This is a genomic window from Streptomyces sp. NPDC020996, from assembly GCF_040641355.1.
In the GTDB taxonomy this organism is placed as follows: Bacteria; Actinomycetota; Actinomycetes; order Streptomycetales; family Streptomycetaceae; genus Streptomyces.
Genome location: NZ_JBFADM010000069.1, coordinates 1 through 12027, shown reverse-complemented (window position 1 = coordinate 12027; position 12027 = coordinate 1). Strand labels below are relative to the sequence as shown.

11 protein-coding genes are annotated in these 12027 nt (G+C 72.7%); 6 read left to right on the top strand and 5 right to left on the bottom strand.

Annotated features, from left to right (window positions below; all coding sequences use genetic code 11):
• Positions 1-250: 250 nt before the first annotated feature.
• Entirely contained in the window at positions 251-1639 is a 1389-nt protein-coding gene (locus AB0G63_RS33005; RefSeq protein WP_360757942.1) for an aldehyde dehydrogenase family protein, read from the top strand.
• 11 nt (positions 1640-1650) lie between these two features.
• Positions 1651-2733, top strand: a complete 1083-nt coding sequence (locus AB0G63_RS33000; RefSeq protein ID WP_360757939.1) for a Zn-dependent alcohol dehydrogenase — start codon at positions 1651-1653, stop codon at positions 2731-2733.
• 197 nt (positions 2734-2930) lie between these two features.
• On the opposite strand, the gene AB0G63_RS32995 is transcribed toward AB0G63_RS33000, so the two are convergent.
• The 3 genes from AB0G63_RS32995 to AB0G63_RS32985 form a co-directional block, all read right to left on the bottom strand.
• Positions 2931-3146: a hypothetical protein gene (locus AB0G63_RS32995; RefSeq protein WP_360757936.1), complete on the bottom strand. Its 216-nt coding sequence runs from the start codon at positions 3144-3146 to the stop codon at positions 2931-2933.
• A 4-nt stretch (positions 3147-3150) separates the two neighbouring features.
• Positions 3151-3873: a winged helix-turn-helix domain-containing protein gene (locus tag AB0G63_RS32990; RefSeq protein WP_360757933.1), complete on the bottom strand. Its 723-nt coding sequence runs from the start codon at positions 3871-3873 to the stop codon at positions 3151-3153.
• Between the two features lie 149 nt (positions 3874-4022).
• The gene (locus AB0G63_RS32985) at positions 4023-4664 is read right to left on the bottom strand and encodes a TetR/AcrR family transcriptional regulator (RefSeq protein WP_360757930.1); all 642 of its coding nucleotides are present in this window, start codon (positions 4662-4664) and stop codon (positions 4023-4025) included.
• 154 nt (positions 4665-4818) lie between these two features.
• Between AB0G63_RS32985 and AB0G63_RS32980 the strand changes: the two genes are divergently transcribed.
• Positions 4819-5970 carry an acyl-CoA dehydrogenase family protein gene (locus tag AB0G63_RS32980; protein WP_360757927.1) on the top strand — a complete coding sequence of 384 codons (1152 nt, stop codon included), beginning with the start codon at positions 4819-4821 and terminating at the stop codon, positions 5968-5970.
• 226 nt (positions 5971-6196) lie between these two features.
• Positions 6197-6826: a TetR/AcrR family transcriptional regulator gene (locus AB0G63_RS32975; RefSeq protein ID WP_360757924.1), complete on the top strand. Its 630-nt coding sequence runs from the start codon at positions 6197-6199 to the stop codon at positions 6824-6826.
• A 321-nt stretch (positions 6827-7147) separates the two neighbouring features.
• On the opposite strand, the gene AB0G63_RS32970 is transcribed toward AB0G63_RS32975, so the two are convergent.
• On the bottom strand, positions 7148-7609 hold the full coding sequence (locus AB0G63_RS32970; RefSeq protein WP_324788804.1) for a MaoC family dehydratase: 462 nt from the start codon (positions 7607-7609) through the stop codon (positions 7148-7150).
• Positions 7610-7717: 108 nt separating this feature from the next.
• On the opposite strand from AB0G63_RS32970, the gene soxR reads away from it, so the two are divergent.
• Positions 7718-8233 carry a redox-sensitive transcriptional activator SoxR gene (gene soxR, locus AB0G63_RS32965; RefSeq protein WP_360757920.1) on the top strand — a complete coding sequence of 172 codons (516 nt, stop codon included), beginning with the start codon at positions 7718-7720 and terminating at the stop codon, positions 8231-8233.
• A gap of 101 nt (positions 8234-8334) precedes the next feature.
• Here the strand turns inward: soxR and AB0G63_RS32960 are convergent, their stop codons facing one another.
• Positions 8335-8937 carry a hypothetical protein gene (locus AB0G63_RS32960; protein ID WP_324788802.1) on the bottom strand — a complete coding sequence of 201 codons (603 nt, stop codon included), beginning with the start codon at positions 8935-8937 and terminating at the stop codon, positions 8335-8337.
• A 222-nt stretch (positions 8938-9159) separates the two neighbouring features.
• On the opposite strand from AB0G63_RS32960, the gene AB0G63_RS32955 reads away from it, so the two are divergent.
• A complete protein-coding gene (locus tag AB0G63_RS32955) occupies positions 9160-11961 on the top strand; it encodes a penicillin acylase family protein (protein WP_360757916.1) in 2802 nt (933 codons plus the stop codon).
• Positions 11962-12027: the final 66 nt, after the last annotated feature.

The window sequence follows — 12027 nt, the reverse complement described above, 5'->3', positions numbered from 1 at the left end:
TCCGGTCGGTGTCTGCGGTCGTCCGGGCCGGGGTCCGATGCTCTCCGGTCGGTGTCTGCCGCCCTCCGGGCCGGGGTCCGACGCTCTCCGGCCGGTGTCTGCCGCCCTCCGGGCCGGGGTCCAATGCCCTCCGGGCAGGTGTCCGATGTCGGGTGTCTGATGTCATGGGGTGCCCGGCACGTCTGGCGCCAGAAAACTAACGTCGCTAGTTTAAGTGCCCGACGACGACGCACCCCGCCCGGGAGGACGCATGAAGGCACACGACGGCATGTACATCGACGGCGCCTGGCGCACCCCCGCCGGCCGCGACACGATCGACGTCGTGAACCCGGCCGACGAGCAGGTCATCGGCCGCGTCCCCGCGGGCACCGCCGCGGACGTCGACGCCGCCGTCCGGGCCGCCCGCGCCGCCCTCCCGGCCTGGGCCGCGACCGCGCCCGCCGAGCGGGCCGCCCGGCTGGCCGCTCTGCGGGACGTCCTGGCCGCCCGCAAGGACGAGATCGCCGAGACCGTCACCGCCGAACTCGGCGCGCCGCCGCAGTTCTCGCAGAACGTGCACGCCGGCGTCCCCCTCGCGGTCGCGGGCTCCTACGCCGAGCTGGCGGCGACGTACTCCTTCGAGGAGAAGGTGGGCAACTCGGTCGTCCACCTGGAGCCGGTCGGGGTGGTCGGCGCGATCACACCCTGGAACTACCCGCTGCACCAGATCGTCGCCAAGGCCGCCCCGGCGCTCGCGGCCGGCTGCACGATCGTCGTCAAGCCCGCCGAGGACACCCCGCTCGTCGCTCAGCTCTTCGCCGAGGCGGTGCACGAGGCGGGCCTCCCGGCGGGCGTCTTCAACCTGGTCACCGGCCTCGGCCCGGTCGCCGGCCAGGCCCTCGCCGAGCACCCGGGCGTCGACCTGGTCTCCTTCACCGGCTCCACGGCCGTCGGCCGGCTGATCGGCGCCACGGCGGGCGCGGCGATCAAGAAGGTCGCCCTGGAACTGGGCGGCAAGTCCGCCAACGTCATCCTGCCGAGCGCCGACCTGACCCGGGCGGTCAACGTCGGGGTCGCCAACGTGATGTCCAACTCCGGGCAGACGTGCAGCGCCTGGACCCGGATGCTGGTGCACGCCGCGCGGTACGACGAGGCCGTCGAACTGGCCGCGGCGGCCGCCGCCAAGTACGGCGACCGCATCGGCCCGGTGGTCAGCGCGAGGCAGCGGGCGCGGGTGCGCGGCTACATCGAGAAGGGCGTGGCCGAGGGGGCGCGGCTCGTCACCGGCGGCCCCGAAGCTCCGCGCGAACAGGGATACTTCGTGGCCCCGACGGTCTTCGCCGACGTCACCCCGGAGATGACGATCGCCCAGGAGGAGATCTTCGGCCCGGTACTGTCGGTCCTGCGCTACACGGACGAGGAGGACGCCCTGCGCATCGCCAACGGCACGGTCTACGGCCTCGCGGGCGCCGTGTGGGCCGGGGACGAGGCGGAGGCGGTCGCCTTCGCGCGCCGCATGGAGACCGGCCAGGTCGACATCAACGGCGGCCGTTTCAACCCGCTCGCCCCGTTCGGCGGCTACAAGCAGTCCGGGGTGGGCCGCGAACTGGGCACGCACGGCCTGTCCGAGTACCTCCACACCAAGTCCCTGCAGTTCTGAGGAGACGTCACATGGTTCGCGCCGCCGTCCTGCCCGCCGTGGGCGCTCCGCTGGAGATCACCGACATCGAGCTGCCCGACCCCGGGCCCGGCCAGGTCCGCGTCCGGCTCGCCGCCGCCGGGGTCTGCCACTCCGACCTGTCCCTGTCCGACGGCACCATGCGGGTGCCGGTCCCCGCGGTCCTCGGCCACGAGGGCGCGGGCACGGTCGTCGCCGTCGGCGAGGGCGTCGGCCACCTCGCGCCGGGCGACCGCGTGGTCCTCAACTGGGCTCCTTCGTGCGGCAGTTGCCATGCCTGCTCGCTCGGCGAGGTGTGGCTGTGCGCCAACGCGCTCAACGGCGCCGCCGACGTGTACGCCCGCCGGGCCGCCGACGGCGCCGAACTGCACCCCGGCCTGAACGTCGCCGCGTTCGCCGAGGAGACGGTGGTCGCGGCCGGCTGCGCGCTGCCCCTGCCGGAGGGCGTCCCGCTCACGGACGCGGCTCTGCTGGGCTGCGCCGTCCTCACCGGCTACGGCGCCGTCCACCACGCGGCGCGGGTCCGGCCGGGGGAGACGGTGGCGGTGTACGGCGTCGGGGGAGTGGGCCTCGCCGCGCTCCAGGCCGCCCGCATCGCGGGCGCCGGACGGGTGATCGCCGTCGACGTCTCGCCGCGCAAGGAGGAACTGGCGCGCGGTGCCGGGGCGACGGACTACCTGACCGCCTCGGAGAACACCGCCCGCGAGGTCCGCGCCCTCACCGGCCGGCAGGGCGTGGACGTGGCGATCGAGTGCGTGGGCCGCGCGGCCACCATCCGCACGGCCTGGGACTCCACCCGCCGCGGCGGCCGCACCACCGTGGTCGGCATCGGCGGCAAGGACCAGCAGGTCACCTTCAACGCCCTGGAGATCTTCCACTGGGGCAGGACCCTGGCCGGCTGCGTCTACGGCAACTGCGACCCGGCGAAGGACCTGCCGGTGCTCGCCGGGCACGTCCGCGCGGGCCGACTGGACCTGGGCGCCCTGGTCACCGAGCGAATCGCCCTGGACGGCATCCCGGCGGCCTTCGACAACATGCTGGCGGGCAAGGGCGGACGGGCACTGGTGGTCTTCTAGGCCGTTCCTTCCGGGCGCGCGGCCTCCCGGCTCGTGGGCCTGCTCCGCCCGGCCTCCGCGCGCTCGGGGCGAGAGGTGAGTGCGGCCAGGTCGCTTCGAGTGCTCGTTCCGGCGGCGCCGGCCGTGCTCGGCGGCTTGCTGCCACGCTCCCCTTCTCGCGCTCTCGCGCTCTCGTGCGCTCGCGCTCTGGTGCGCGGTCAGGCGGAGTCGCGGGCCTGCTCAGGTGCCGGCTCCGGTACCGGTTCCGGCTCCGGTACCGGCACCGGTTCCGTGGCGGCGACGCGGGCGGTCCGTGCCCGGGAACGGGACACCGCGACGCCTGCCAGGCACAGCACTCCGCCCGCCAGCGTCAGCGGGCCCGGTACCTCGCCCAGCGTCAGCCACGACATCAGCCGCCCAGACCCATCGCGCACCGGCTCACCGCAAGGTCCCCGGGGCGATGCCCAGCAGTTCGTGCAGGGCGGTCTCGCCCCGGGGCGTCAGCCTGAGGGCGCGTTCCGTGCCGATGCGCACGCACCAGCCCGAGTCCAGCGCGTGGCGGCACAGGGCCGCGCCGGCGGTGCCCGCGAGGTGGGGGCGGCGCTCGGTCCAGTCGAGGCAGGCGCGGGCCAGGGGACGCCGTCCGCCGCGGTCGAGGGCGATGCCCGCCGCGTCGAACCAGGCGAGCCCCGCGTCCGTGAGCGCGAACCCGGTGTCCTGGCGGAGCAGCCCGCGGCCGGTCAGCGCGTCGGTGACCGCGATGCCGAGCCGTCCGGCGAGGTGGTCGTAGCAGGTGCGGGCGCGGGCCATCGCCGACCCGGCGCTCGACGCCCGCAGCCCGCGCGGCCGTGCCGCGGCGTCCGGGGCGAGCCGCGCGGCCAGGTCCTCCACCAGCTGGGCCACGGTCGCGTCCGCCAGGCGCACGTACCGGTGCCGGCCCTGCCGCTCCTCGGCGAGCAGCCCGCCCGCGACGAGCTTGCCCAGGTGCTCGCTCAGCGTCGACGCGGCGACACCGGCGTGCCGCGCCAGTTCGCCCGCGGTCCACGCCCGCCCGTCGAGCAGTGCCAGCAGGCACGCTGCCCGCGTCTCGTCGGCGATCAGTCCCGCGAGCCGGGCCAGCCGCGGGGCCTGCGGTTCCCTGGAGGCCATGCGTCCCAGCATGCGGCACCGGCACTTCGGCGCCCGCCGAACCGTCCCGGCCGTCCTGCCGCGACTGTCCAGGCCGCCCGCCGAACCGTCCCACCGTCCGCCGCAACTGTCCCGGCCACCCGCCGCGACAGTCCCCACCGTCCGCCGTCCGCCGGGCAGGCCTAAGCGGTCCGCCGGAGCTGCTCGTACTGCTGCGCCAGCCCGTCCAGCAGTGCCGTCAGGCCGGTCTCGAAGGCCCGCTCGTCGATCTTCTCCTGCTGCTCGGCGAGGAGGTGGGCCTGCCCGAGGTGGGGGTAGTCGGCGGGGTCGTAGGCGCTCGCGTCGTCCACGAACCCCCCGGCGAACGAGCCGAGCGCCGAGCCCATGACGAAGTAGCGCATCACCGCGCCGATGGAGGTGGCCTGGGCCGGCGGCCAGCCCGCGCGGACCATCCCGCCGTAGACCGCGTCGGCGAGGCGCAGTCCGGCCGGGCGGCGGCCGGGACCCTGGGCCAGGACGGGGACGATGTTCGGGTGGTCGCGCAGGGCGGCCCGGTAGGAGACGGCCCAGTCGTGCAGCGCGGTCCGCCACTCCCGCCCGTCCTCGAACATCGACAGGTCGACCTGCGCGCTCACCGAGTCGGCGACCGCCTCCAGGATCTCGTCCTTGGTGCGGAAGTGGTTGTAGAGCGAGGGTCCGCTGACGCCCAGTTCGGCGGCGAGCCGGCGCGTGGAGACGGCCGCCAGGCCCTCGGCGTCCACCAGCGCCCGCGCGGTCTGGACGATCCGGTCGGTGCTGAGAAGGGGCTTGCGCGGTCGGGCCATGGCGCACATAGTAGGGCTGCACCCAGAAACTAGCAGTGCTAATTTAAAGGTACGGCTTTCAAGGACCGGGCCTCGCCGGGGGCCTCGCCAGGCCTTGCCGTGCCCGTGCTCGTGTCGTTTCCCGTTCCCTGGCCATTCGTGGGGTGATCTCGTCGTGAATCTGGAGCTCAGCGAGGAGCAGGCCGCCGTCCAGCGGCTCGCCCGGGACTTCGTGGAGCGCGAGATCGCCCCCCATGCCGTCGCCTGGGACCGCGCCGAGGAGGTCGACCGGGGCATCGTGAAGAAACTCGGCGAGGTCGGATTCCTGGGGCTGACCGTCGACGAGGAGTACGGCGGCTCCGGCGGCGACCACCTCTCCTACTGTCTGGTGACGGAGGAACTCGGGCGCGGCGACTCCTCCGTGCGCGGCATCGTCTCCGTCTCGCTCGGCCTGGTCGCCAAGACCGTCGCCGCCTGGGGGAGCGAGGAGCAGAAGCGGCGCTGGCTGCCGGGCCTGACCTCCGGCGCGTACGTCGGCTGCTTCGGCCTGACCGAGCCGGGCACCGGATCCGACGCCGGCAACCTCGCCACCCGGGCGGTGCGCGACGGCGACGAGTACGTCGTCAACGGCACCAAGATGTTCATCACCAACGGCACCTGGGCCGACGTCGTGCTGCTGTTCGCGCGCTCCACCGACGCCCCCGGCCACAAGGGCGTCTCCGCCTTCCTCGTCCCGGCCGACACCCCCGGGCTCACCCGCCGCACCCTCCACGGCAAGCTCGGCCTGCGCGGCCAGGCCACCGCCGAACTGGTCCTCCAGGACGTGCGGGTCCCGGCCTCCGCGATGCTGGGCGAGGAGGGCAAGGGCTTCTCCGTCGCCATGTCCGCCCTCGCCAAGGGCCGGATGTCGGTCGCGGCGGGCTGCGTCGGCATAGCCCAGGCCGCCCTGGACGCGGCCGTGCGGTACGCGGGGGAGCGCGAACAGTTCGGCAGGTCCATCGCCCACCACCAGCTGGTGCAGGAACTGATCAGCGACATCGCCGTCGACGTGGATGCGGCCCGTCTGCTGACCTGGCGGGTGGCCGACCTGATCGACCGCGGCCTGCCGTTCGCCGTCGAGGCGTCCAAGGCCAAGCTCTTCGCCTCCGAGGCCGCCGTGCGCGCCGCCAACAACGCCCTGCAGGTCTTCGGCGGTTACGGCTACATCGACGAGTATCCGGCCGGCAAGCTGCTGCGCGACGCGCGCGTGATGACCCTCTACGAGGGCACCAGCCAGATCCAGAAGCTCCTCATCGGCCGCGCCCTGACCGGGGTCTCGGCGTTCTGATCCGCGTACCCGGGCCGGGCCGGCCGTCGGCCGCCGGCGTGGCGCCCGGGCGTGCTCATCGCCCCTTCGGGAAGCTCTGACCGTCCCCGCCGCCGTGAGCCGGCACGCTAAGCGCTCGCTCACCCGGAGCGGTATGGTGGGGAGCCTGTCGGGCAGAGGGTGTTGCCCGTACGGCCGCCGCCGAGGGCGGCGGTGGGAGACGGCGGGCGAGAGAGGCTGGCGAGCGATGAGTACGGCGGAGGAGACGGTCGGCGGCGAAGTGCAGCCGTGGGGCGAGGTCACGCCCGACGCGGCCCGGCGGCTGCTGATCGCCGCCGTGGAGGCTTTCGCCGAGCGCGGCTACCACGCGACGACGACGCGCGACATCGCGGGCCGCGCCGGCATGAGCCCGGCCGCCCTCTACATCCACTACAAGACCAAGGAAGAACTCCTCCACCGCATCAGCAGGATCGGCCACGAGAAGGCCGTCGAGATCCTGCGCACGGCCGCGCAGCGCGAGGGCACCCCCACCGGGCGGCTGGCCGACGCGGTGAGCTCCTTCGTCCGCTGGCACGCGGGCCAGCGCACGACGGCCCGCGTCGTGCAGTACGAACTCGACTCGCTCGGCCCGGACGCCCGCGCCGAGATCCTCGGGCTGCGCCGCCAGGCCGACGCCGAGGTGCGCGGGATCATCGAAGAGGGCGTGGCGACGGGCGAGTTCGACGTCCTGGACGTGCACGGCACCACTCTCGCCGTGCTGTCCCTGTGCATCGACGTCGCCCGCTGGTTCAACGTCGGCGGTCCCTACACGCCCGACGAGGTCGGCGCGCTGTACGCCGACCTCGTGCTGCGGATGGTGGGCGCCGGCAAGCGGTAGCACCCCGGGGGCGGCGCCTGAGCGCTCCGCCGGCAGTGCCGCACCGTGCCCTCGGCCGCGTGCCGCACCGTGCCTTCGGCCGCGTGCCGCACCGTGCCCTCGGCCGCGTGCCGCACCGTGCCTTCGGCCGCGTGCCGCACCGTGCCTTCGGCCGCGTGCCGCGGCGTGGTGGCCGGTCGCGCGGTTCCCCGCGCCCCTTCGGGGCACTGCCGCGCCGTGCCGTCGGTCGTGTGCGGCAGCATCGTGGCCGGTCGCGCGGTTCCCCGCGCCCCTTCGCCCTTCGGGGCGCTGCCGAACCGCCGGGGATTTCGCGCGACCTGCTCAGAGGTAGTACCGCGAGACGGACTCCGCGACGCACACCGGCTTGTCGCCGCCCTCGCGTTCCACCGTGAAGGCCACGGCCACCTGCACCCCGCCCGGCACGTCCTCGACGCCGGTGATCCGCGCGGTGGCGCGCAGCCGCGAGCCGACCGGGACGGGGGCGGGGAAGCGGACCTTGTTGGTGCCGTAGTTGACGCCCATCTTCACGTTCTCCACCGTGATCAGCTGCGGCCCGAACAGCGGCAGCAGCGACAGGGTCAGGTAGCCGTGCGCGATGGTCGTGCCGAACGGGCCCGCGGCCGCCTTCTCCGGGTCCACGTGGATCCACTGGTGGTCGCCGGTGGCCTCCGCGAACAGGTCGATCCGCTTCTGGTCGACCTCCAGCCAGTCGGTGTACCCCAGCTGCTCGCCCACCGCCGCCTTCAGCTCGTCGGCGGACGTGAAGATCCTCGGCTCTGCCATGTCCCGGCCTCCCATGTGCCTGTATCCCTAAGCAACTGCTTAGCATGGTCGGGTCGGGGGGCAAAGTCAACGCACGGCGGCTCATCGCGGGTGGGTAGTCTTCGAGGGGTGCCCCAGATTCCCGAGAAGATCCACGAACTCACGGTCGGCCAGCTCGCCGCCCGCAGCGGCGCCACCGTCTCCGCCCTGCACTTCTACGAGTCCAAGGGCCTGATCAGCAGCCGCCGCACCACGGGCAACCAGCGCCGCTACAGCCGCGACACCCTGCGCCGCGTCGCCTTCGTCCGCGCCGCCCAACGCGTCGGCATACCGCTCGCCACGATCCGCGAGGCGCTCGCCGAACTGCCCGAGGAGCGCACCCCCACCCGGGAGGACTGGGCCCGCCTCTCCGAGACCTGGCGCTCCGAGCTCGACGAGCGCATCAGCCAGCTCAACCGCCTGCGCGACCACCTCACCGACTGCATCGGCTGCGGCTGCCTGTCCCTGGACTCGTGTGTCCTGTCCAACCCGGACGACGTCTTCGGCGAACGGCAGGCCGGCTCCCGGCTCCTGGTGGAGCGCCGGGGCGGCCGGCCGGGGAGCGGGAGCGGCACGCCGGACCGGGAGCTGCCGAGCCGCCGCTGAGCGGCGCTGTCGAAGCCCGGCGGCGCGGGCCTGGTGGCGCGTCGGGTGACGCGGGCGCGGTAAACAGGGGGTGCGGCATCCCCGGCGCACCCCCGCCGTGCTCAGGCCGACACGAGCAGCCTTCCGCGCCGTGCGTCCGCCAGGGCCTCGGGCGTGAGCACGGGCCGTGGCACGAGAATTCCGCAGTGCGCGCACACCGGACCGGACGAGGGTTCGTGGTCCAGGTCGTACCGCCAGACCAGACGCTCCCCGCGGCACACCGGGCACTCCGCTCCCGGCTCGCGCTCCAGGGCCGCGATCAGCCGGCGCAGCACTTCCGCCAGCGGTTCACGGGGGTGGACCCGCGGGTCGTCGCACCAGGCCACGCCGAAACCGCCCCAGGTCAGCCGGTGCCAGTCGTCCACGCTGCCCGGCCTGCGCAGCCCGTCGTGCTTCTCCTTCCTGCGCCGTTCGGCGAACTCCGTCTCGTACGCCAGCCAGACCGAACGCGCCTCCTCCAACTCCTCCAGTGCGGCCACGAGCCGCGCCGGATCGGGGGACCGGTCCTCCGGACCGAACCCCGCCCGGGAGCACAAATGGTCCCAGGTCGCCCTGTGCCCGTAAGGAGCGAACCGCTCCAGGCACTTGCGCAGTGAGTAGCGCCGCAGTGCCAGATCGCACCGCGGGTCGCGGACCTGTCTCGCCAGACTCCGGAAACCGGCCATCGCCCTGCACCTCCGTCACACCTGCACCTGTACTTCGGTCACCTCGGCGTCGTCGTTCGGACGTCGCCGAATAGACGTATCGACAACCGATTCGGCTCCCTCCGTTTTCCGATGACCTCCATCACCCGTCGCGCCGACTCCAAAAAGTGACGCATGTTCATCTTCACTCCCGGGGATACCGGCGGTAACGTCCCGGCTCACCCCTCGTCGGTAGGAGCTGCCATGCCACGGCGTACCCCACGCAACGTTCTCGACAGACTGAGAACTCCCCGCAGGTTCCCCGGGTTCCTGAAGAGCGCTGCCGTATGCGCCCTGATTGCCGGACTTTTGACACCGCTTTCCCAAGCGGCGGTGGCCGCGACGGACGCGACGGCGTCCAACGACTACTGCGGCGGCCAGTGTTCCGACATCCTGCCGCCCGGCGAGAACGGCAACGCGACGCTCGCCCAGATCCTGCTCAACCAGGCCTTCGGCACCCAGCCCTCGCACGCCGAGGACCAGCTCGGCCCGTACGCCAACCTGGCCACGGGCTACTCGGCGCTCACCACCGACAAGATCAACACGTTCTTCAACGACGCGTCCTTCGGGGTCGCCTCCGACCAGGTCGCCTCCACCGAGAAGCCCGCCGGCCGCAGCGACGTGACGATCGTCCGCGACAAGAAAACCGGTGTGCCGCACATCACCGGCACCACCCGGTACGGCACCGAGTTCGGCGTCGGTTACGCCGCCGCCGAGGACCGGCTGTGGCTGATGGACGTCTTCCGGCACGTCGGACGCGGCCAGCTGACCACGTTCGCCGGCGGCGCCGCCTCCAACCAGGGCCTGGAGCAGGAGTTCTGGCGCAACGCCCCCTACACCGAGGCCGATCTGCAGGCCCAGATCGACAACGCCATCGCCAGCAACGGCGCCCGCGGCCAGCAGGCCCTCGCCGACGCCAACGCCTACCTCGCGGGCATCAACGCCTACATCGACGCCTCCGACAGCGGCCGTTACTTCCCCGGCGAGTACGTCCTGACCGGGCACAAGGACTCGATCACCAACGCCGGCACCATCGAGCACTTCAAGATCACCGACCTGGTGGCGCTGGGCTCCGTGATCGGCTCGCTGTTCGGCTCCGGCGGCGGCGGTGAGGTGAACAACGCGATATCGCTGCTCGCCGCCCAGGCCAAGTACGGCGTGGCGGAGGGCACCAAGGTCTGGGAGTCCTTCCGCGAGCGCAACGACCCCGAGGCCGTCCTCACCGTCCACGACGGCCAGAGCTTCCCCTACGCGAACAAGCCCGACGACCCGCAGGGCGAGGCGCTGCCCGACGCGGGCTCGGTGACCCAGGAGCCGCTGGTCTACGACCGCACCGGCAGCGCGGCGACCACCAGCGCCACCACCGCCTCCGCCACCGCGGCGAAGACGACGCTCAGCTCCGCCAAGCGCGGCATGTCCAACGCCCTGGTGGTCAGCGGCAAGCACACCGCCAGCGGCCACCCCGTCGCCGTGTTCGGCCCGCAGACCGGCTACTTCGCCCCGCAGCTGCTGATGCTGCAGGAGATCCAGGGCCCGGGCATCAGCGCCCGCGGCGCCTCCTTCGCGGGCCTGAGCATGTACGTCGAACTGGGCCGCGGCCAGGACTACTCGTGGAGCGCCACGACCTCCGGCCAGGACATCATCGACACCTACGCCGTCGAGCTGTGCCAGGACGACTACCACTACCTGTACCACGGCACCTGCACGGCCATGGACAAGGTCGAGCAGAAGAACGCCTGGACGCCGACCACCGCGGACGGCACCGCGGCGGGCTCGTACACGATGCGGGTGTGGCGCACGAAGTACGGGCCGGTGCAGTACCGGGCCACCGCCGGCGGCAAGAAGGTCGCCTACACCACCCTGCGCTCCTCCTACCTGCACGAGGCCGACTCGATCATCGGCTTCCAGATGCTGAACGACCCGGACTACGTCAACAGCCCGCAGACCTTCCAGAGCGCGGTGCAGCACATCAACTTCACCTTCAACTGGTTCTACGCCGACTCCCAGCACACCGCGTACTACAACAGCGGCGACAACCCGCAGCGCGCGAGCGGCGTCGACGCCGAGTTCCCGGTGTGGGCCCAGGCGGCCTACGAGTGGAAGAACTGGGACCCGGCGACCAACACCGCCGCCTACACCCCGGCCTCCGCGCACCCCAACTCCATCGACCAGGACTACTACATCTCCTGGAACAACAAGCAGGCGAAGGACTACACGACCGCGCCCTGGGGCGACGGCTCCGTGCACCGCGGCAACCTGCTGGAGGACCGGGTCAAGAAGCTGATCGCCGCGGGCGGGGTGACCCGGGTGGCGCTGGTGAAGGCGATGGCGGACGCGGGCCTCGCCGACCTCAGGGCCGAGGACGTGCTGCCCGACCTGCTCAAGGTGGTCAACAGCTCGACCGTCACCGACTCCACGGCCGCCGCGGCCGTCAGCAAGCTCCAGGCGTGGCTGACGGCGGGCGCCAAGCGCACCGAGACCTCGGCCGGTTCCAAGACGTACGCGAACGCGGACGCCATCCGGATCCTGGACGCCTGGTGGCCGCTGCTGGTGAAGGCCGAGTTCCAGCCCGGACTCGGCAGCGACCTGTACACCGCCTTCACGAACAACCTGCCCATCGACGAGTCCCCGTCGGCCGCGCACGGCCCGACCGGCTCGCACGCCGGCAGCTCCTTCCAGTACGGCTGGTGGAGCTACGTCGACAAGGACATCCGGGCCGTCCTCGGCGAGTCCGTGCAGGGCCCGCTGGCGCAGAAGTACTGCGGCGGCGGCAGCCTGAGCTCCTGCCGGGACATCCTGATCAGCACGCTGAAGACGGCGGCCGGCATGACCGCGTCCCAGGTCTACCCCGGCGACGACCAGTGCTCGGCGGGCGACCAGTGGTGCGCCGACTCGATCGTCCAGCGCACCCTCGGCGGCATCAAGCACGGCAAGATCAGCTGGCAGAACCGGCCGACGTTCCAGCAGGTGGTGGAGTACACGTCACACCGAAGGGGGACACTGTGAGCACTGCCGTCCTGAGGCCTGAAACATCTCCCGCGGAGGCCGGCCTGGCCGAACTGACCGACCTGC

Excerpts from the sequence above, each read along its gene's own strand:
- AB0G63_RS32975 (WP_360757924.1), top strand. The coding sequence starts at position 6,197 with ATGAGTACGGCGGAGGAGACGGTCGGCGGCGAAGTGCAGCCGTGGGGC.
- AB0G63_RS32990 (WP_360757933.1), bottom strand. The coding sequence starts at position 3,873 with ATGCTGGGACGCATGGCCTCCAGGGAACCGCAGGCCCCGCGGCTGGCC.
- AB0G63_RS33000 (WP_360757939.1), top strand. The coding sequence starts at position 1,651 with ATGGTTCGCGCCGCCGTCCTGCCCGCCGTGGGCGCTCCGCTGGAGATC.
- AB0G63_RS32955 (WP_360757916.1), top strand. The coding sequence starts at position 9,160 with ATGCCACGGCGTACCCCACGCAACGTTCTCGACAGACTGAGAACTCCC.
- AB0G63_RS32970 (WP_324788804.1), bottom strand. The coding sequence starts at position 7,609 with ATGGCAGAGCCGAGGATCTTCACGTCCGCCGACGAGCTGAAGGCGGCG.
- AB0G63_RS32985 (WP_360757930.1), bottom strand. The coding sequence starts at position 4,664 with ATGGCCCGACCGCGCAAGCCCCTTCTCAGCACCGACCGGATCGTCCAG.
- AB0G63_RS33005 (WP_360757942.1), top strand. The coding sequence starts at position 251 with ATGAAGGCACACGACGGCATGTACATCGACGGCGCCTGGCGCACCCCC.
- AB0G63_RS32960 (WP_324788802.1), bottom strand. The coding sequence starts at position 8,937 with ATGGCCGGTTTCCGGAGTCTGGCGAGACAGGTCCGCGACCCGCGGTGC.